This window comes from Halpernia sp. GG3, assembly GCF_052976925.2.
In genome coordinates, this window is record NZ_JBRIIR020000006.1 from 339,643 (window position 1) to 358,540 (window position 18,898).

18 protein-coding genes are annotated in these 18,898 nt (G+C 34.7%); 13 read left to right on the top strand and 5 right to left on the bottom strand.

Annotated elements, in window-relative coordinates; translation table 11 throughout:
- Nucleotides 1–24: 24 nt before the first annotated feature.
- From ACVBED_RS02600 to ACVBED_RS02610, 3 genes are all read right to left on the bottom strand, one after another.
- Nucleotides 25–1,293 (bottom strand): ABC transporter permease, encoded by a 1,269-nt coding sequence (locus ACVBED_RS02600; RefSeq protein ID WP_447121015.1) that lies wholly within the window; start codon nt 1,291–1,293, stop codon nt 25–27.
- Nucleotides 1,294–1,392: 99 nt separating this feature from the next.
- The gene (locus tag ACVBED_RS02605; RefSeq protein WP_447121016.1) at nt 1,393–2,622 is read right to left on the bottom strand and encodes an ABC transporter permease; all 1,230 of its coding nucleotides are present in this window, start codon (nt 2,620–2,622) and stop codon (nt 1,393–1,395) included.
- Complete coding sequence (locus ACVBED_RS02610; protein ID WP_473094436.1) at nt 2,623–3,315, bottom strand: ABC transporter ATP-binding protein; 693 nt, start codon at nt 3,313–3,315, stop codon at nt 2,623–2,625.
- 422 nt (nt 3,316–3,737) lie between these two features.
- Here ACVBED_RS02610 and ACVBED_RS02615 point away from each other — a divergent pair, with 422 nt between their 5' ends.
- The 10 genes from ACVBED_RS02615 (at nt 3,738) to ACVBED_RS02660 (ending at nt 13,165) form a co-directional block, all read left to right on the top strand.
- Nucleotides 3,738–4,712, top strand: coding sequence for a ribonucleotide-diphosphate reductase subunit beta (locus ACVBED_RS02615; protein ID WP_473094437.1), 975 nt, complete (start codon nt 3,738–3,740; stop codon nt 4,710–4,712).
- 381 nt (nt 4,713–5,093) lie between these two features.
- Nucleotides 5,094–5,432 carry a hypothetical protein gene (locus ACVBED_RS02620; protein WP_473094438.1) on the top strand — a complete coding sequence of 113 codons (339 nt, stop codon included), beginning with the start codon at nt 5,094–5,096 and terminating at the stop codon, nt 5,430–5,432.
- A gap of 200 nt (nt 5,433–5,632) precedes the next feature.
- Complete coding sequence (locus tag ACVBED_RS02625; protein ID WP_473094477.1) at nt 5,633–7,345, top strand: ribonucleoside-diphosphate reductase subunit alpha; 1,713 nt, start codon at nt 5,633–5,635, stop codon at nt 7,343–7,345.
- Between the two features lie 128 nt (nt 7,346–7,473).
- Nucleotides 7,474–8,163 (top strand): hypothetical protein, encoded by a 690-nt coding sequence (locus tag ACVBED_RS02630; RefSeq protein WP_447121019.1) that lies wholly within the window; start codon nt 7,474–7,476, stop codon nt 8,161–8,163.
- 51 nt (nt 8,164–8,214) lie between these two features.
- Entirely contained in the window at nt 8,215–9,102 is an 888-nt protein-coding gene (locus ACVBED_RS02635) for a DUF72 domain-containing protein (protein ID WP_447121020.1), read from the top strand.
- Nucleotides 9,103–9,261: 159 nt separating this feature from the next.
- Nucleotides 9,262–9,690, top strand: a complete 429-nt coding sequence (locus ACVBED_RS02640) for a hypothetical protein (RefSeq protein ID WP_447121021.1) — start codon at nt 9,262–9,264, stop codon at nt 9,688–9,690.
- A gap of 41 nt (nt 9,691–9,731) precedes the next feature.
- Entirely contained in the window at nt 9,732–11,486 is a 1,755-nt protein-coding gene (locus tag ACVBED_RS02645) for a cbb3-type cytochrome c oxidase subunit I (RefSeq protein ID WP_473094439.1), read from the top strand.
- 4 nt (nt 11,487–11,490) lie between these two features.
- The gene (locus ACVBED_RS02650) at nt 11,491–12,483 is read left to right on the top strand and encodes a cytochrome c (protein WP_473094440.1); all 993 of its coding nucleotides are present in this window, start codon (nt 11,491–11,493) and stop codon (nt 12,481–12,483) included.
- Between the two features lie 7 nt (nt 12,484–12,490).
- Nucleotides 12,491–12,739, top strand: coding sequence for a hypothetical protein (locus tag ACVBED_RS02655; protein WP_447121024.1), 249 nt, complete (start codon nt 12,491–12,493; stop codon nt 12,737–12,739).
- A gap of 12 nt (nt 12,740–12,751) precedes the next feature.
- Nucleotides 12,752–13,165, top strand: a complete 414-nt coding sequence (locus ACVBED_RS02660; protein WP_473094441.1) for a cytochrome C — start codon at nt 12,752–12,754, stop codon at nt 13,163–13,165.
- Nucleotides 13,166–13,234: 69 nt separating this feature from the next.
- On the opposite strand, the gene tyrS is transcribed toward ACVBED_RS02660, so the two are convergent.
- Nucleotides 13,235–14,530, bottom strand: a complete 1,296-nt coding sequence (gene tyrS, locus ACVBED_RS02665) for a tyrosine--tRNA ligase (RefSeq protein WP_447121026.1) — start codon at nt 14,528–14,530, stop codon at nt 13,235–13,237.
- A gap of 403 nt (nt 14,531–14,933) precedes the next feature.
- On the opposite strand from tyrS, the gene hutH reads away from it, so the two are divergent.
- Entirely contained in the window at nt 14,934–16,421 is a 1,488-nt protein-coding gene (gene hutH / locus ACVBED_RS02670) for a histidine ammonia-lyase (protein WP_447121027.1), read from the top strand.
- Here hutH and ACVBED_RS02675 read toward each other — a convergent pair.
- Nucleotides 16,414–16,797 carry a potassium channel family protein gene (locus ACVBED_RS02675; protein WP_447121028.1) on the bottom strand — a complete coding sequence of 128 codons (384 nt, stop codon included), beginning with the start codon at nt 16,795–16,797 and terminating at the stop codon, nt 16,414–16,416. The two genes, hutH and ACVBED_RS02675, sit on opposite strands and share 8 nt — an antisense overlap.
- 218 nt (nt 16,798–17,015) lie before the next feature.
- On the opposite strand from ACVBED_RS02675, the gene ACVBED_RS02680 reads away from it, so the two are divergent.
- Nucleotides 17,016–17,876, top strand: coding sequence for a 1,4-dihydroxy-2-naphthoyl-CoA synthase (locus tag ACVBED_RS02680; RefSeq protein WP_447121154.1), 861 nt, complete (start codon nt 17,016–17,018; stop codon nt 17,874–17,876).
- Between the two features lie 78 nt (nt 17,877–17,954).
- Nucleotides 17,955–18,878: a 1,4-dihydroxy-2-naphthoate octaprenyltransferase gene (gene menA / locus ACVBED_RS02685; RefSeq protein ID WP_447121029.1), complete on the top strand. Its 924-nt coding sequence runs from the start codon at nt 17,955–17,957 to the stop codon at nt 18,876–18,878.
- Nucleotides 18,879–18,898 lie beyond the last annotated feature (20 nt).

Consider the following 18,898-nt stretch of genomic DNA (forward strand, 5'->3'; position numbering starts at 1 on the left):
CTAATTCTATAGTTTTTTAATTTTTTATTCTGTTCTTAAAGCTTCAATTGGTCGGATCTTAACGGCTCTTTGTGCAGGAATCATCCCTATGATAAGACCTAGGAAAACCATCACGCCCATCGCGGCGAAAACTTCTCCATAATTAACTGTTGGATTATAAAATGGAAATTTGTCTTGTCCTTCCGTCAATGTGTTAAGCAGCATTAAAAGTAAAATGCCGAAAATAAATCCCAAAAGTCCCGACGTTATTGTAATGACGACGCTTTCCAATAAAATCTGGTTTCGAACCTCCGCAGGTTTTGCACCCAAAGCGCGCCGAATTCCGATTTCCTTTGTTCTTTCTTTTACAGTAATTAGTAAAATATTGGAGATAGCGATAACGCCTGCTAAAATCGTTAGGGTTCCTACAACAATCGTTAATAACTGCATGCCGGTAAGAAAACCCGTTAATTTTCCGAATAACTTTGCGAAATTAAAACTTCCAAACGCATTCGTATCGTCGGGCGAAATGTTATATTTTTTCTTAAGTTCGTCTTTCACTGTGTTTTCTAAAACTCCAATATCAGCATTATCTTTACCAACAATAGCAAAATAGCCTACTTTGTCCCCGTCATTATACATTTTGGTAAATGTCGTAAATGGAATGTAAGCAGAATTGTCACTGCTGATCCCGCCTTGTCTCTGCACGCGAAAAACGCCAATAACATTAAAGAAAATTCCTTTTACTGTAACAGATTTGCCTAGAGGATTTTCATTTTTTTTAGCATTGAAGAAGTTTTTATAAATTTCTTCACCTATGACAATTACATTTTTGTTGCCGTTGATATCTGCGTTATTTAAATAGCGACCAAAAATTAATGTTTTTTGAGAAATTTTATTGCCGATGGGATAATCTCCATTTAAAGTGTAGGTTTCATTTTTGCCATCTTTCGAAAATAGCACGCCTGGGCTGCCAAAGTTACCACGTGAAGTCTGTGGAGAGATAAACGCGATTTCAGGGATCTTTTTTTCTAAAACCTGAATGTCTGGTAGGTGCAGATCTATCTTTCTGCCTTTAGGAAAGCCGTTAAAAGGAATTGTTGTGTTTTGCGCCCAGAGAAATATAGAATTGGTAGCAGTTCCCGCAAAAGCCTTATCGAAACCATTTTCCATACCTTTTGCTGCGCCTAAAAGTGCCACAAATAGAAACATACCCCATCCAACACCAATCATGGTGAGAAAAGTTCGAAGTTTATTATTCCTTAAAGAATGATAAATTTCTTGCCACGTGTCTATTTTAAATATGATGTTCATTTCTTTTAATTTTAGAGTCAAGATTTGAGAGCCAAGAATCAAGATTTAATTCGTGTTTTTTAATCTTGATTCTTGGTTCTTGACTCTATTTATCTCAATTTACTCGCTTCTCAATGCTTCAATCGGTTTTATTCTGCTCGCTCTAAATGCTGGTACAAACCCTGCGATCAGTCCTGCAATCACCAGGCAAACGAAAGCTACAATAATCAATCCCCAACCAACCGATGGATCTTTTATAAAATATTTTTCTAAACTATCACCGATCAAAAATAAAGTCAAAACTCCTAAACCGACGCCAATTATTCCGGAAATAACAGTAATAACAACACTTTCCTGAATAATTAGGCCGACAATTGCACTTGGTTTTGCACCGATTGCTTTTCTTACACCTATTTCTTTCGTGCGTTCTTTCACAATATAAACCATAATATTACTAATGCCGATAATCCCTGCTAATAAAGTTCCAAGACCAATAAAGCCAACAATAATCGTAATGATCAATAAAAACTGAAAGGTGTTTTGGAGGTTTTTTGCATTATTATTGACCCGTACTGCATTTTGATCATCAGGTGAAACTTTCAGACTTTTTTTCAAATCTTTTTCGAGTTTATCACTGTAAGCAATCGCTTGGTCGGGAGATAATTTTAGATTGTAGGTTAAGGAAATCTGGCTTATTGTATCAGAACCTTTTTTCAATTGCTGCAAAGTGGAAAGCGGAACAACGATTTTTCTCTCATCAAAATCCCCACCATCATCAGAAAACACACCAATAACCTTAAACACAGTGCCATTTAAACTCAGGTCTTTCCCCACAGGACTTCCATTTTTTATCATATCACGCTGGACCATTCGGCCAATTACCGCGACATTTTGTTTTAGATCCAGATCACGGTTATTGATGTAGCGCCCATCTATTATTTGCTGCTGTGAGATGAATTTCGCTTCCTGATCTGCGCCCATTATTTGATAGGATCCACTTTCTTTTCCATATTTTACAACCATATTTGAGTTATAATTTGGTGAAGAATATTCTATATTTTCAGGATTGGATTTTATAATATTTTCATAATCCTTATTTTGAAGTGGCACCTGTCTGTTAGATTGCAGACCATCAAAAGCGATCGTTGTTTTTCCGGTAAAAATTGAAATAAGATTCGTGGCGTTACGTGCGAAACCTTCTGTAAAAGCATTTTTTAAACCATTTCCAATACCAAAAAGTACGATGAAAATAAACAGTCCTAGCGCCACGGTAAAGCCCGAAAGAATCGTCCGCAAAACATTGCTGCGAATAGATTCAAAAATTTCTCTCCAGCGGTCAATATCAAACATTTAAACTAAAACTTTTTGGTTGATAAATTTATCACTTTCTATAACGCCATCTTTCAAAATCACATTTCTTTTCGTTTGTGCTGCAACATCTGGTTCGTGCGTTACCACAATAATTGTTTTTCCACCATTGTTAATTTCCTGTAAAAGTTTCATGATGTCATAGGTAGTTTGCGAGTCTAATGCACCTGTTGGCTCATCTGCAAGGATTACCTTTGGATCTGAAATTAATGCTCTTGCAATCGCAACTCTTTGCTTTTGTCCACCAGAAAGTTCATTAGGTAAATGCGTTGCCCATTGCGCCAGACCTACTTTTTCCAGATATTCCATTGCACGAATATTTCGCTCTTTTCTTGGAATATTTTGATAGTAAAGTGGAAGTGCCACATTTTCTAAAGCATTTTTGTAACCAATTAAATTAAAAGATTGAAAAATAAATCCTAAAAATTTACTCCTATATTCTGCGGCTTTTATTTCTGTTAAATCTTCGATGGGAAAACCGTCAAGCTCATAAGTGCCGGAATCTTTCTCATCCAATATCCCAATAATATTAAGAAGTGTTGATTTTCCACTTCCGGACGACCCCATAATTGAAACAAATTCTCCTTCGTCAATACTGAGATTAATCCCCTTCAAAACGTGCAGTTTACTTTTGCCCGTGTCGTAAGATTTGTTGAGGTCTTTAATTACTAACATTAAGTGGAATTTTTGTTTTTTAATTGGTAGGTGATTCTAGAAAATTGTTACACTTTCTGAAAGCACAATTTAAGATGATCTTGTTTAGTTTTAAAAGCCTTTAAATATTTGGTATATCGTAAATTGTTTAGTTTATTTATTCATCAAAGTCCTTTTCACCAGCACTTTGGGTTATAACCTTCTGATAGTAAGAAGTCTGTGTGATTGTGGAAAACTTTTCGACTTAAAAATCAAAATTTTAACATTTTCGCGCCTTTTTCATTTTTAATTTCGGGTTTCAATTTCTACTTTTGTAAGCACGACTTCAAAAAAACAATAATTTGCAAATTCTCTATTTTTATTTATTTAATATATTGATGCTCAGATTCCTAGGTTTTTTTGAAAATATTTAAATATTATTCTATTAAAAAAAAACTTTTACTATGGGCATTTTCGATAAAAGAGTTAGTTACAAGCCATTCGAGTATCCAGAAGTTACTCAATTTACAGACGCGATCAATAAATCTTTTTGGGTACATTCCGAAGTAGATTTTACAGCCGATATCCAGGATTTCCATTCTCAACTGGAACCAAAAGAAAGAAATGCGATCAAAAATTCACTTTTGGCGATCGCTCAAATTGAAGTTTCCGTAAAAACTTTTTGGGGAAATCTTTACAGCCATTTGCCAAAACCGGAATTTAATGGTTTGGGTTCTACCTTTGCAGAATGTGAATTTCGCCACAGTGAAGCCTATTCCAGACTTTTGGAAGTATTGGGTTATAATGAAGATTTTACATCTGTAGTAGAAGTTCCCGCTGTAAAAGAACGCATCGCTTTCTTGGGAAATGTTTTAAAACATTCTAATTCTACCACGCCAAAAGAATATGTGTCTTCGCTTTTACTTTTCAGTATTTTAATTGAAAACGTCTCGCTTTTCAGTCAGTTTGCGATTATTTTATCATTTACACGATTCAAAGGTTATCTGAAAAACGTCTCAAACGTAATTGGTTGGACGTCAGTTGATGAGCAAATCCATGCGAATGCAGGAATTTATTTAATTAATAAAATCCGCCAGGAACAGCCAGATCTATTGACGGATTCTGATATTGAAGATATTTATACGTTGGTAGATCAGTCGGTAGAATTGGAAGCAAAATTATTGGACTGGATTTTTGAAATGGGCGAAATTGATAATATCTCAAAAGAAGATCTTTACAATTTCATGAAATACCGCGTAGACGACAGTTTGAAAAAAATTGGAATGAAACCACTTTACAATATTTCACCTGCACAATACCGTCCAATGATGTGGTTTGAAGAAGAAGTTTTCGCCAATTCTATGGATGATTTCTTTGCTAAAAGACCGACAGATTATACAAAACACGATAAAAGTATTACGGCGAACGATTTGTTTTAAGTAAGATTAAAGAGCCAAGAATCAAGAAAATAAAATTTTTCAAAATATTTTGGGCGCCTTTTTCCGCCTTCCGTTCCCAAAACGAAGAATGAGTTTCGATGATTCAAATTAAAAAATAAATAAGAATTGATTCAATCTTTTTTTTCAAATGCAAAAAAAAGGATTTCCACTCAAGTCGGGGCGCAAGTTTTTGATAATAGCAAGTTTGAAAATAAAAATAAAGTTTTAAAATTTTCTTTTATCATTCCGTAGGAATCTCAGTGCTGAGATTCCTACGGAATGATAAAAGAAGGTTAAAAAAGAAGAAATAAATGGCAGTATTAAACCTCATATGTTTTTAAAAACCATGAAGTTTGAAAAGAAATAGAAAATAATTAAAAAATGAAAATGCGTTATTCTCCAATGTACGATTGGTCTTCAGCAAAATATTGGTTAAATTTTACATTGTGGTTTATTGTATGGATTGCAATATTTTATTTGGGTTTTTATTTAAAGGAAAATCATGACAATTGGTTGAAATATCTTGGGTATTTCCTAATGATTTTTTCAGTAATTTTTTCAGTATCAAATTTTATGAGTATCAAAAATAGATTGATGTGGCAAAAATACAAATATGATGAAAAATACATTTCACAATTTGATCCAAAAACATTTAAAAATAAAAGTGAAAAGGAACTTATTGATGAAATTAATAGAGGAATAAAAAATAGTGCAAAATAAAAAATATTCATAAAGATTGCTGAAATTTAGTCTTAGTCTATGATTTCAAAAGAGTAAATCTTCTAAAAAAAAACTAGACTTTCTAGCCCCGATTGGAACGGCATCCTTTTTAGTTTTTTTAAAAAAACAAAAAGATATAGTGGAAAGCGGGAAGACAAGTGAAAAGAAGCGGAAACTTTCTGCTACAAATAAAGACAATTATAAGAACAACGTATTGCTTCGTTCCTCGCAATGATAGCAATGACAAAAAATATATTATGGAAGAAAAAAAGGAAATTTGGTGGCTGAACGAAGAGTCGGAGCAAATGCTGAACCGCGGCTATTTGCTGAAAGGCGAAACCGTTGACGGCGCGATTTTAAGAATTACAGGTGCAGCGGCAAAAAGACTTTACAAACCTGAATTGCAACCTGCTTTTGAAGAGATGATCAGAAAAGGCTGGATCAGTTTTTCCTCGCCAGTTTGGGCAAATATGGGAACTGAGCGCGGTTTGCCGATTTCGTGTTTTAACGTTCATATTCCCGATAATATTGAAGGAATTACGCACAAATTGGGCGAAGTAATTATGCAGACAAAAATTGGTGGCGGCACTTCGGGCTATTTTGGCGAATTAAGAAATAGAGGAACGGCGGTGACGGACAACGGAAAATCTTCCGGCGCGGTTTCTTTTATGAAATTATACGACACGGCGATGGACGTGGTTTCGCAAGGTGGCGTTCGTAGAGGCGCTTTTGCGGCATATCTGGATATTGACCACGGCGATATTGAAGAATTTTTGTCGATCAAAGATATTGGAAGCCCGATTCAGAATTTGTTCACTGGAATTTGTGTGCCAGATTATTGGATGAACGACATGATCAACGGCGATATAGACAAACGGAAAATCTGGGCGCGCGTTTTGGAAAGCCGCCAACAAAAAGGTTTGCCTTATATTTTGTTTTCAGATAATGTGAACCGAAACAAGCCGCAAGTTTATAAAGATCTAGGATTAATGGTGAATGCGAGTAATCTTTGCTCGGAAATAATGTTGCCTTCCACAGAGGATGAATCTTTTATCTGCTGTTTATCTTCCATGAATCTGGAATTATATGATGAATGGAAAGACACGAACGCGGTACAATTGGCTATCTACTTCTTAGATGCCGTTTTATCCGAATTTATTGAGAAAACAGAAGGTAATTATTACTTAAATGGTGCGCGGACTTTTGCTTTGCGTCACCGTGCTTTAGGTTTGGGCGTTTTGGGTTACCATTCTTATTTGCAGAAAAATAATATTCCGTTTGAAAGTTTTGAAGCGACGCAATTTAATGCAAGAGCCTTTAAACATATCCGTTCGGAAGCCGATATTGCGAGCCGAGAATTGGCGCACATCTACGGCGAACCAGAAATCCTAAAAGGTTACGGCATGCGTAATACAACCGTAATGGCAATTGCACCGACAACTTCTAGCTCGGCAATTTTAGGCCAAACATCCCCGGGAATTGAGCCTTTTGCGTCAAATTATTACAAAGCCGGTTTGGCGAAAGGTAATTTTATGCGCAAGAATAAATATCTGGCAAAATTACTTCAAGCAAAAGGTCTAGATAATGAAGAAACGTGGCGCACCATTATGCTGAACCATGGTTCCGTGCAGCATTTAGCGGAATTGACGGACGAAGAGAAATTGGTTTTTAAAACCTTTAAAGAAATTTCGCCAATGGAAGTGATTTCGCAAGCGGCGCAAAGACAGCAATACATTGATCAGGCACAAAGTTTGAATTTAAATATCCCTGCCACAATGCCGATAAAAGACGTGAATTATCTTTACATAGAAGCCTGGAAAAAAGGCGTAAAAACGTTGTATTACCAAAGAAGTTCTTCGGTTTCTAAGGAAATGATGGTAAATTTTGTAAGTTGCAGTGCGTGTGAGGCGTAGGTTTGAAGTTCAAAGTATAATGTAAAAAGTATAAAGTAAGCCGCAGAAATTTTTCTGCGGCTTTTTTTGTTTCTTGATTTGAATCAATTTTTTATTAAATATTAAATCTTAAATTTGGAAAAAAAAAGATGAGACATCTCTTTAGCATTTTTTTATTATTCGCCTTGTTTTCGTGCCGAACCGAAAGCAATTCTGTAGCGAATGATCCCAATAAAATTCCCAGTTTGGTATCTGGAAAAGTTTATGATTTTCAAAGAAATATTCCAGTTCCAAATTACCGGGTTAAACTTCAACGTCAATACCGAGGTATTTGTAATTTTTTAAGTTGTTACAAAATTGAAGATATTCAATCTACTGTAAGCGCTCAAGATGGATCATATCATTTTGATTTCGATTATATAATTGATAGTACAAAAAATGAATACGGTTATTTTGTAACTGCTGAAAATGCAAATGGATACATTATAGAAAATAATATAAAAACAGTCGAACAAGGAAAAAATAATACAAGAGACATAAACGCTTGGAAACCAATTTCTGTAAATTTCAACTTAAATATAACAAATTGTAGTAATCCGCCTTTGCTTGTTGCCACAATGTTAAGTGAAGATAGCGGAACTTTTAACAATGTCGCTGTTGACAAAAATGGAATGATTTCTTTAAGTTTATTAGCGAAACCGTCCGCCAAAATGTTTTTGAAATTTTCTTATTTTGTAAATGGAAATTATAGTTTAGAACGTAAATTAATTCAGCCAATTACTACAACTAATAATGAAAATCAAAGTTTTGATTTTGCTGTGGATTGTAGTAAATTTTAATTAATTTTTTTTACTAAAACCTAATTTCTACCACCTAAAACCTGAATAAAAATGAAATTCGGACAAGTCCCAGATCCTTCAGAAATTGATTTTACGCTGCCAAAAGACCATCTAAGAACCAAAGAAATTTTAAAGGAAAATAAATCTAAAAAATTTCATGCTTTCGTGGGTTGCGCCAAATGGAACAAAACTGATCTGAAAGGATTTTATCCAAAAGGGACGAAGGATGAATTGACTTATTACGCCACGCAATTTAATTCCATTGAGCTGAATGCTACTTTTTACAGTTTGCCTTCGCCAGATCAAATTTTAACATGGAAAGATAAAACTCCTGCCGATTTTAAATTTTTTCCAAAAATCACCAACACAGTTTCACATTATCGCCGTTTATTAAATATTACGGATGTCGTGACTCATTTTGCAACGTCGGTTTTAAAATTTGATGAAAAACTGGGAATGGTTTTCTTACAACTTCACGATAATTTTAAACCAAAAGATTACGAAAGGCTTGAAGAATTTATAAAAAATTGGCCAAAAGAAGTGCCGCTTGCCGTGGAATTAAGAAACGAGGAATGGTTTGCGGATGAAGAGATTTTTAACCTAACAATGGCACTTTTTGAAGAAAATAATATCACCAATATTATTGTAGATACTGCTGGGAGAAGAGATTTGCTTCATATGAGATTAACGACTAAAACAGCTTTCGTAAGATATGTTGGAGCTAATCATAAAAGTGATTACGACCGTTTAGACAACTGGATTGAAAGAGTAAAACTGTGGAAAAAGGAAGGTTTAGAAAGTTTTTATTTCTTTGTTCATCAAAATATTGAGAAAGCGTCGCCACTGCTTTCGGCCTATTTCATCGAAAAATTAAATAAAGAAACCGGCACAGAACTTCACATTCCAAAATTGGCTGATGAAAATCCATCACTTTTTTAAATAGTTTTTCACGTACAAAATTTAGTTTAAAATAAATTATCAGTAGCTAACTCAAACAGACTGTCATTTCTCATGGTTTTTTTTAAAAATAATAAAAGACACTAGGGGTTTTTGTTAAAATATGTTATAAATTTGTGGAATTAATTTTACGAATATTAAATGATTTCTAAGTCTTGTGAATACGCCTTTCGCGCCACAATCTTCGGTAAGGAACAGTCCACAAAAAAGGGGAATGTTATCCAAAGTGAAATGGCTTTAAAAATACATTCACCTTTAGCGTTTACAGCAGTTTTGCATAAAGCAATGAAAGCAAATGTTGAAATTTTAGCTAAAGGATCTAATTCAGAACTTTACGTAGAACAAGCAAATCTTAATAGAGTAAATTTATTGAAAGGTGTATATGTTATAGATTTTGACGTACTATTTGTTAATTTCAGTTTGGGATATTTCAATTGCGAACCTGAAAAAACCTTGAATTTTGCACAATCAGTTAACGGCTGGGAGACAAGAAATAAAAAAAATATTAGAAAGTACGACTTCAGATGCATTAGCTCGCAGATTTCTGAATGGTCAAATTTTCTTAATTAGAACTTAATATTAAATAATTTTAGAGTTAAAATTTCTATTTTATGAATAACAATTTATTTGGGCAATCTGGTATACAGATTACATTACTTCTTATTCTTTTACCCATAATAGCGGGATTGATTTTAGGGATAATAAAATTATACAATTCTTACCTAAGTCTAAAAAAGAGAAGAGAACTTTCCGAATTTTCTAAGAAATTAGGAGATTTGACGCCAGAGGAATTAGATGCTTACCAAAAAAGGAAAGAGGAATTAGCTTTTAATTTACCTAAAAACGTTTTATCAGGACATCTTCCTGTTTCTGATAACAAGGGTATTATAACCAATATTAACACGGTTGATAATATCCGCGTTATTCCGGAAAAGCAAAGTTATGAGTCACAGAAATATATCTCACAACATTTAGCGACACTGATTATTTATTTTTTAGGATGCGCAACAGTTTGGTTAATAATAGGAACATCTGTCGGTGAATATTTAGGTATAAAATTCGTCGCACCGGACGTCGATCATCAAAGCTGGTTAAGTTTTGGACGTTTAAGACCTGTGCACACCAACATTGTTTTCTGGGGTTGGGCTTCTATAGCAATGGTTGGTCTGGCTTATTACGTTATTCCGCGAGTTAGTAATGTCAGAATCTTTAGCGTAAAAATTGGTTATTACTCACTGATTTTTATGAATTCAGCAATTGTTTTCGGAAGTTTGGCATTAATGGCGGGCATCAACAATTCGGGTGGTGAATACAGAGAATATATCTGGCCTATTATGCTTCTCTTTGCAATTGGTATAGGGCTTTCATTATATAATTTCCTTAAAACAATTGCGAGTAGAACAACTGGTGAAATTTATGTGTCTAACTGGTATATTGTTGCTGCAATGATGTATGTTATTGTTATTTCTTTAACTGGTTATTTACCATTTTGGCAAAAAGGATTAGGAGAGACCATTACGCAGGGTTATTACATGCACCAAGGAGTTGGAATGTGGTTTATGTTCTTAACTTTAGGTCTTATGTATTATTTCTTGCCACAACAACTTAATAAACCAATTTATTCATACAGTTTAGGGATTTTAGCATTCTGGACGCAGATCTTATTTTATACCGCTTTGGGTAGTCACCACTTTATTTTTAGTGCTATTCCTTGGTGGTTGCAAACTGTTGCAATTGTTTGTAGTGTCGGGATGATCATTCCAGTGGTTGCAGGAACTACCAACTTTCTTTTGACGTTCAATGGTTCCTGGTATAAATTGAGAACAAGTTACACACTGCCTTTTTATCTTATCGGAATTATATTTTATTTTACCGGTTCTTTGCAGGGAACAGCGGAAGCTTTTCGTTCCACAAATTTAATGTGGCATTTCACAGATTTTACAGTTGCTCATTCGCACATGACAATGTACGGCATTATTACATTTATGCTTTGGGGTTTTATCTACACACTTGTACCACGTTTGACTAATAAGGAGCCGCACAAAACCTGGGTAGGTATCCACTTTTGGTTGGCTTTAATTGGTTTGATGTTTTATATTGTTTCACTAATGATTGGTTCCACAGAAAAAGGACTGCTTTGGATGGCAGGCAAACCATTCGTTGATGGACTAACCTTAATGGCACCTTTTTGGTTGTGGCGCGCAATTGGCGGTACTATGATGTGGGTTTCTCACCTAATTTTTGCCTATAATTTTTATACAATGGTTAATAAAAAAACAGAAATTTTTATCCCAAAAACACCAGCTGAAATTTTGGAAGCTAAGAGGATTATTACAAATCAAGAATTTAATACTACAAATAATTAAGATTATGAAAATGTATAGCAACCACAAACTGCTTTATTGGACCGCACTTTTATTTTTTGTCTTTCTTACATTAAATGTTTGTATTCTTCCAGCCATCACAAATCAGGATATTTATCAACCATTGCCAGATGCTAAACCTTTAACTAAAGAGCAAGCCGCAGGTAAATTAATTTATATTGCAAATGGATGTGTAGCTTGTCACACGCAGCAAGTGCGGGAAGCGGATATGGATAAAATGTTCGGTTCCAGACCAAGTATTTCTGCAGATTATGCTGGGAATAAAAGATTAAATATCTGGCAAAATACAGCAACATTGATGGGTACGGAAAGAACAGGTCCCGATTTAACATCTATTGGTGAAAGACAGCCTAGCAAAGATTGGCATTACGTTCATCTTTACCAACCTCGTGCTTTAGTGAAACAATCGATTATGCCTGCATTCCAATGGCTTTTTGAAGAAAAAGACCTTTTAGAAAAAGGTGATTTAGAAATAAAGGTGCCAGATGAATTTAAAAAACATAAAAATAAGGTAATAGTTGCGACGAAAGAAGCACAGGAATTAATTGCCTATCTTTTGTCACTGAAGCAAGCACCTTTACCAAAAGGAACTGCACCTATAGAATTTGTTTATAAGCAAGATATAGCGAAGGCTGCTGGTGGAGGAGCTGCAGCTGCGGGACCAAATGGTGAAGAATTATATACCACAAATTGTGCATCTTGTCACCAGGCAAATGGCGAAGGTTTGGCTGGCGCATTTCCACCGTTAAAAGGTAGTCCTGTAGTTATGGGTGATAATATTGAACTGTTTGTTACTATTATGATGAAGGGATATCAGGCAAGACCTGGTTACGGACCAATGCCTGCGGTTGGAACAACAGCTAAATTTACACCCGAAATCGTCCACGCAATTATGAATTATGAGCGTTCCGCTTGGGGAAATAAAGCAAAACCCGTAAGTTTGGAGGATGTTAAAGCGGCTTACGACAAAATTAAATAGAAAGAAAATGAAAAATTTAAAACTCAAATTAACTTTACTTTTTTTACTGATTATTAATTTAAGTTGGGCACAATTATGTAATACTAAACCTTCCGTCATCTTTGATTATACAGTTACACATGGAGCAATTGATTGGATCATCGTTGCCGTAGTTTCTGTAATAATACTTTACACTTTAGTATTTTCGATAAAATATTTAGCAAAACCTGGTGAAGAAAAGAATAGCCATATTAAGTATTCAATTTTACAGGATTAAAATTTTAATAATATGACCAAAGATCACAGTAAAGTTTTTCTCTTTTTAGATGATGAAAAACAACCAATAGCAGAACTGGAAACACCAATCGTATTTAATTTTGATACCACGAAATTAACAGATGGTGAGCATATTCTAAAAATCGTTAGCCGGTCTATCACAGGTAGAGAGGGCATACGAAATATAAATTTTAATGTAAAAAATGGTCCAACAATAAGTGTGGAAGGACTTACTGAAAATGATATTGTAGACGGTAGTTTACCATTAATGATCAATGCTTATGATAAAGGAATGCCAAAAAGTTTCGTGATAGAAGGAAGTGAAACACCGCAAACTGTCCCCGTTTGGGTCTGGATCATGATCATGATCATCGGCGCGTGGTCTGCTTTTTATCTTATTACTAATTATTCAAGTGGTGTTTTTTAAACATATTTTCACTCAAATTAAAAGCAGATTTCAATCCGAATCTGCTTTTTTTATTTTAATCAGTAATTTCTAAATTCCTTTTACAATAAAATAATTTTTCTTGCCTTTTTGAAGTAATAAAAATTGATTATCCACGAAATCTTTTTCGGTAATTTGATACGCTTCGGTAATTTTTTCCTTGTTTAATGAAATTGCATTTCCCGCAAATTCCCGTCGCGCTTCACCTTTAGATTTTAAAAATCCGCTTTGATCAGACAATAAATCCACAATATTTCCCCTTAAAATTTCCCTTTTTAAAATTTCCTTTTGTGGAACGCCGTTGAAAATTTCCAGAAAAGTAGCCTCATCCAAAGCTACGAGATCTTCTGCCGTAGATTTGCCGAAAAGAATACTTGAGGCTTTTACTGCTTTCTCAAATTCCTCTTTTCCGTGCACCCAAACTGTAATTTCTTCCGCTAATGTTTTCTGTAATTGTCTTTCGTGTGGCGCTTCATCGTGGGTTTTGATTAAATTATTGATCGTTTCTTCAGATAAAAATGTATAATATTTAATAAACCGTTTAGCATCATCATCCGTAGCATTTACCCAAAACTGATAAAATTTATACGGTGACGTTTTCTTCGGATCCAGCCAATAATTTTCACCCGCTTCACTTTTTCCAAATTTAGAACCGTCAGATTTTGTAATGAGTTGAACCGTCAAAGCAAACGCTTCACCCTGCACTTTTCTTCTGATTAATTCCGTCCCCGTCGTAATATTTCCCCATTGGTCAGTTCCGCCCATTTGGAGTTTCACATTGTTATTTTGATAAAGATGCAAAAAATCAAAACCCTGCAACAATTGGTATGTAAATTCTGTAAAACTCATGCCTTCCGCGCCATTTTCGCCGGTCAGTCTTTTCTTCACAGATTCTTTTGCCATCATGTAATTCACGGTCAGATTTTTCCCGATATCACGCACAAAATCCAGAAAAGTAATGCTTTTCATCCAGTCAAAATTATTGACCAATTCCGCTTTATTCGCTTCATTTCCTTTAAAATTTAGAAACTGCGACAATTGTTTTTTAAGACAAGAAACATAATGGTTCAAAGTCGCTTCATCCAGCAAATTCCTTTCGTTAGATTTCCCACTTGGATCACCGATCATTCCCGTCGCGCCACCCACTAAAGCAATTGGCTTATGACCGTGCTGCTGAAAATGCGCCAAAATTTTTATCTGAATCAAACTACCAATATGAAGAGAATCCGCCGTCGGATCAAAGCCAATATAACCCGTCGTCATTTCCTTATCCAGTTGTTTATCGGTTCCGGGCATAGAATCGGCGTAAAGTCCGCGCCATTTCAGTTCTTCAATAAAAGCGTTCATCGTTCTTAATTTTAAGCCGCAAAATTAAACAAAAAAATCTGACCTCATAAAATTGTAAAATTTTTAATTCTACTTTCTATTTGGGCAGACATTTGACTATGTCGAATGTCTTTTTATCATTTTATTTTGGCAGACATTTCCGCCTTCCACTCTCACTCTTTGGTTCGGCTTGCGCCTCACAAAAGGAGTTTCGTTCAAGTCGGGCTGCAATGTATTTTTTAATAAGTTGATAAAAGAAAAAAGAAGGGAAGTCCTTTGTAAACTTAATAGAGTCGGGTTTCAATGCATAATTATTGATAATATTGGGAAATATTAATTATAATTGTATGATTTAATTAATTCTATTACTAACTCGAATTATTGACATTATTTATATTCCGTACTTTTAAGAAAAATTTCCCTTATGAATTATGGCATTGATCATTTTACAATTGAAAACCTTTTAACCATTATTGAAAGTCCAAAAATTGCAAAATTAAACGCAAAAGCAAAAAAACAAATTACAGAATCGCAACAAAATGTAAGGAAAATAATTGCGTCAGAAAGAACCGTTTATGGCATAAACACAGGTTTTGGACCGTTGTGCGATACCAAAATTTCAGAAGAAGAAACAGAGCAATTACAGCATAATTTAATTATTTCTCATGCCGTCGGCGTTGGAAAACCAATCTCAAAAAAACTTTCAAAAATAATGATGGTCGCGAAAATTCACGCCTTGTCGAAAGGCTTTTCGGGGGTTTCATTAGAATTAGTTGAACGGTTAATTTTAATGGTAGAAAAAGACATCATTCCCGTAATTCCGGAGCAAGGTTCTGTTGGTGCGTCCGGCGATTTAGCACCTTTGGCGCACATGGTTTTGCCACTTTTAGGCTTGGGAAAAGTTTGGGAAAATGATGTTCCCATTCCTACAAAAGAAGTTTTAGAAACGCATCATATTGAACCTTTAATTTTAGGACCAAAAGAAGGTTTGGGTTTAATCAATGGAACGCAGTTTATTTTAGCGCATTCCATTTTAGGTTTGCAAAAATTCGAATATTTATTAGATTTAGCAGATTTAACGGCTGCAATGAGTTTAGAAGCCTACCGCGGTTCTGCAAGTCCCTACAAAAAAGAATTGCACGAACTTCGTCCTTTTGACGGCAGTAAAAAAGTGGCGTCGAGAATGCGCAAATTTCTAAAAAATTCAGAAAATCTAAATGCCCACGAATTTTGTGACCGCGTGCAAGATCCATATTCTATGCGTTGCGTACCACAAGTTCACGGCGCAAGTAGAAATGCTTTTGAACATTTAAAAAAACTGACAGAAATTGAACTCAATTCTGTAACCGATAATCCAATTATACTTTCGGAATTAGAAGCTATTTCTGGTGGAAATTTCCATGGTCAACTTTTAGCAATGCCATTAGATTACGCTACTTTGGCTGCTGCGGAATTAGGTAATATTTCTGACCGCAGAAGTTATTTACTTTTAGAAGGAAAATATGGTTTGCCAAAACTTCTAATAGAAAGTAGCGGACTAAATTCCGGTTTTATGATTCCGCAATATACGACTGCGGCATTGGTTTCAGAAAATAAATCTTTGTGTTTTCCCGCTTCCGCAGATTCAATCCCGACAAGTTTAGGGCAAGAAGATCATGTTTCCATGGGAAGTATTTCGGGGCGAAAATTGAACCAAGTTCTGGCGAATTTGGAAAATATTTTAGCCGTAGAATTAATGTTTGCCGCACAAGGTTTAGAATTTAGAAGACCTGCAAAATGCTCCAAATTTATAGAAGATGCGTATGATGTGATAAGATCTAAAGTTTCCAAATTAACTAACGACCGTTTAATTGGTGAAGATATTTTAGCAATTGCTGATTTAATTGGCGAAAGAAAATTTGTTGTTAATTAATTTTTTCAATGCCGGATTTTATAGATTCACTAACGTGATCTTTAACAATCTTCTGATGTCTTTCATGCTTAAAATCTTTGGTTTTTCGCACATCTCGGAAATGTTGTGTAATGGTATTTATAAAAATTAAAATAAGAATAACGCTGGTAAACATGTAAAAAATATTAAATATTTTCCCTGCTTTTGTTATAGGAATGACTCCTGCGTTACCTGTTGTAACCATTGTAGAAACCGAATAATTAACACAATCAATCCAGCTCCATTTTTCTAAATATTTAAATCCAAAAATACCCAATAAAAGAACCGCTAGAGTCGAAAATAACAAATTTCGATAATTTTTTTTGTTCATAAATGAACGTGCTGTATTAAAAATCATAGGTAGAATTTTATTAAGATAGCCACAATTAATGAGCAGCAATTTATAATAAATACCTTGATTGACAATTTTTAATTTTCAGGCTTTATCAATTAATTTTTAAAAGGTTTATTGAGATTTTGACAGACAGATTTTCGCTTTAAATAAAAGATAGGTTTGAATTTAACTTACTTGTTAGTTTTTACATTTTACTTTTGCCTTTTTACTTTTAACAAACTATCTTTGCTGCAAAATTTTTTAGCATGATAAACTGGAAAACTGTAAAAGAATATGAAGATATTACCTACAAAAAATGTAATGGTGTCGCCAGAATTGCCATAAACAGACCGGAAGTTCGCAATGCTTTTCGACCAAAAACAACTTCAGAATTATATGATGCATTTTACCATGTTTCTGAGGACTCTTCAGTTGGAGTGGTTTTATTAACTGGCGAAGGTCCGAGTAAAAAAGATGGTGGTTGGGCTTTTTGCAGCGGTGGCGACCAAAATGCACGCGGCGAAAAAGGTTATGTGGGCGAAGATGGAAGACACCGATTAAATATTTTAGAAGTTCAACGGTTAATTAGATTTATGCCAAAAGTTGTCATCGCAGTTGTTCCAGGCTGGGCAGTTGGCGGCGGACATTCGCTTCATGTCGTTTGTGATTTAACTTTAGCGAGTAAAGAGCACGCGATTTTTAAACAAACTGATGCAGATGTGACCAGTTTTGATGGCGGATATGGATCTGCTTATTTGGCTAAAATGGTTGGGCAAAAAAAAGCCAGAGAAATTTTCTTTTTAGGTCGAAATTATACGGCGCAACAAGCGGCAGATATGGGAATGGTAAATGCTGTAATTCCCCACGCTGAATTAGAAGATACGGCTTACGAATGGGCGCAAGAAATTTTAGGAAAATCACCAATGTCTATCAGAATGCTGAAATTTGCAATGAATTTAACGGATGATGGAATGGTTGGTCAACAGGTTTTTGCCGGTGAAGCGACGCGTTTGGCTTACATGACGGATGAAGCCAAAGAAGGCCGAAATGCATTTTTAGAAAAAAGAAAACCAGATTTTGGTAAGGATAATTGGATCTCTTAAACTTAGATCTTAGAAGTTAGACTAATTACGTCAATATATCTAATATCTAATATCTACTGTCTAATATCAAAAAAAAATATGAAATATTGGATCAAAGCCGCACGTTTGCGCACTTTACCGCTTTCGATGAGCGGAATCGTTCTCGGTTCTTTTATCGCAAAATGGCGCTTAAACTTACACGGAAAAACATGGGATTGGAAAATTTTTGCTTTAGCAATTTTAGTGACGCTTTTGTATCAAATTCTTTCAAATTATGCTAATGATTATGGTGATGGAATTCGTGGTACAGATTTAAACCGAAAAGGTGAAGCAAGAGCAGTTGCAGCCGGACATATTACCGCAAACCAAATGAAGATGGGCGTAATAGTCTTATCAATTCTCTCATTAATCGCAACAATCGTGCTTTTATATGTCGCTTTTTTGCTCGATTATATGAATGCTTTTTATATTTTCGTAGTTTTGGGAATTGCTTCTATTTTAGCAGCAATTGGCTATACGATTGGTAAAAGACCTTATGGTTATTATGGTTTAGGCGATATTTTTGTATTCGTATTTTTCGGATTGGTGTCTGTTTGTGGAAGTTATTTTCTCTTCACAAAATCATTTTCGTGGGATATTTTATTACCTGCAACAGCCATCGGATTATTCAGCACTGCGGTTTTAAATTTAAATAATATGCGCGATATTGAAAGTGATGCTGAAAGTGGAAAGCGTACTTTAGCATTGCGGTTGGGTTTTAAAAATGCGATGGTTTATGAAATTATATTGCTTCAATTGCCATTAATTATTATGCTGGCTTTTATGCTGATCAACAAACTGCATGAAACTGCACATTATTACGCATTCATTTATCTAATCTTATTGTTGCCTCTAATGGCCATCAGACGAAAGATAATGGAAGTAAAAGAACCGCATGAACTAGATCAATTTTTAAAACAGGTCGGGATCATTACCTTTATGATGAGCATCATGGTGGCGATAGGATTAAATTATTTCAACTAATAAAGTAGATTAAAAATAAT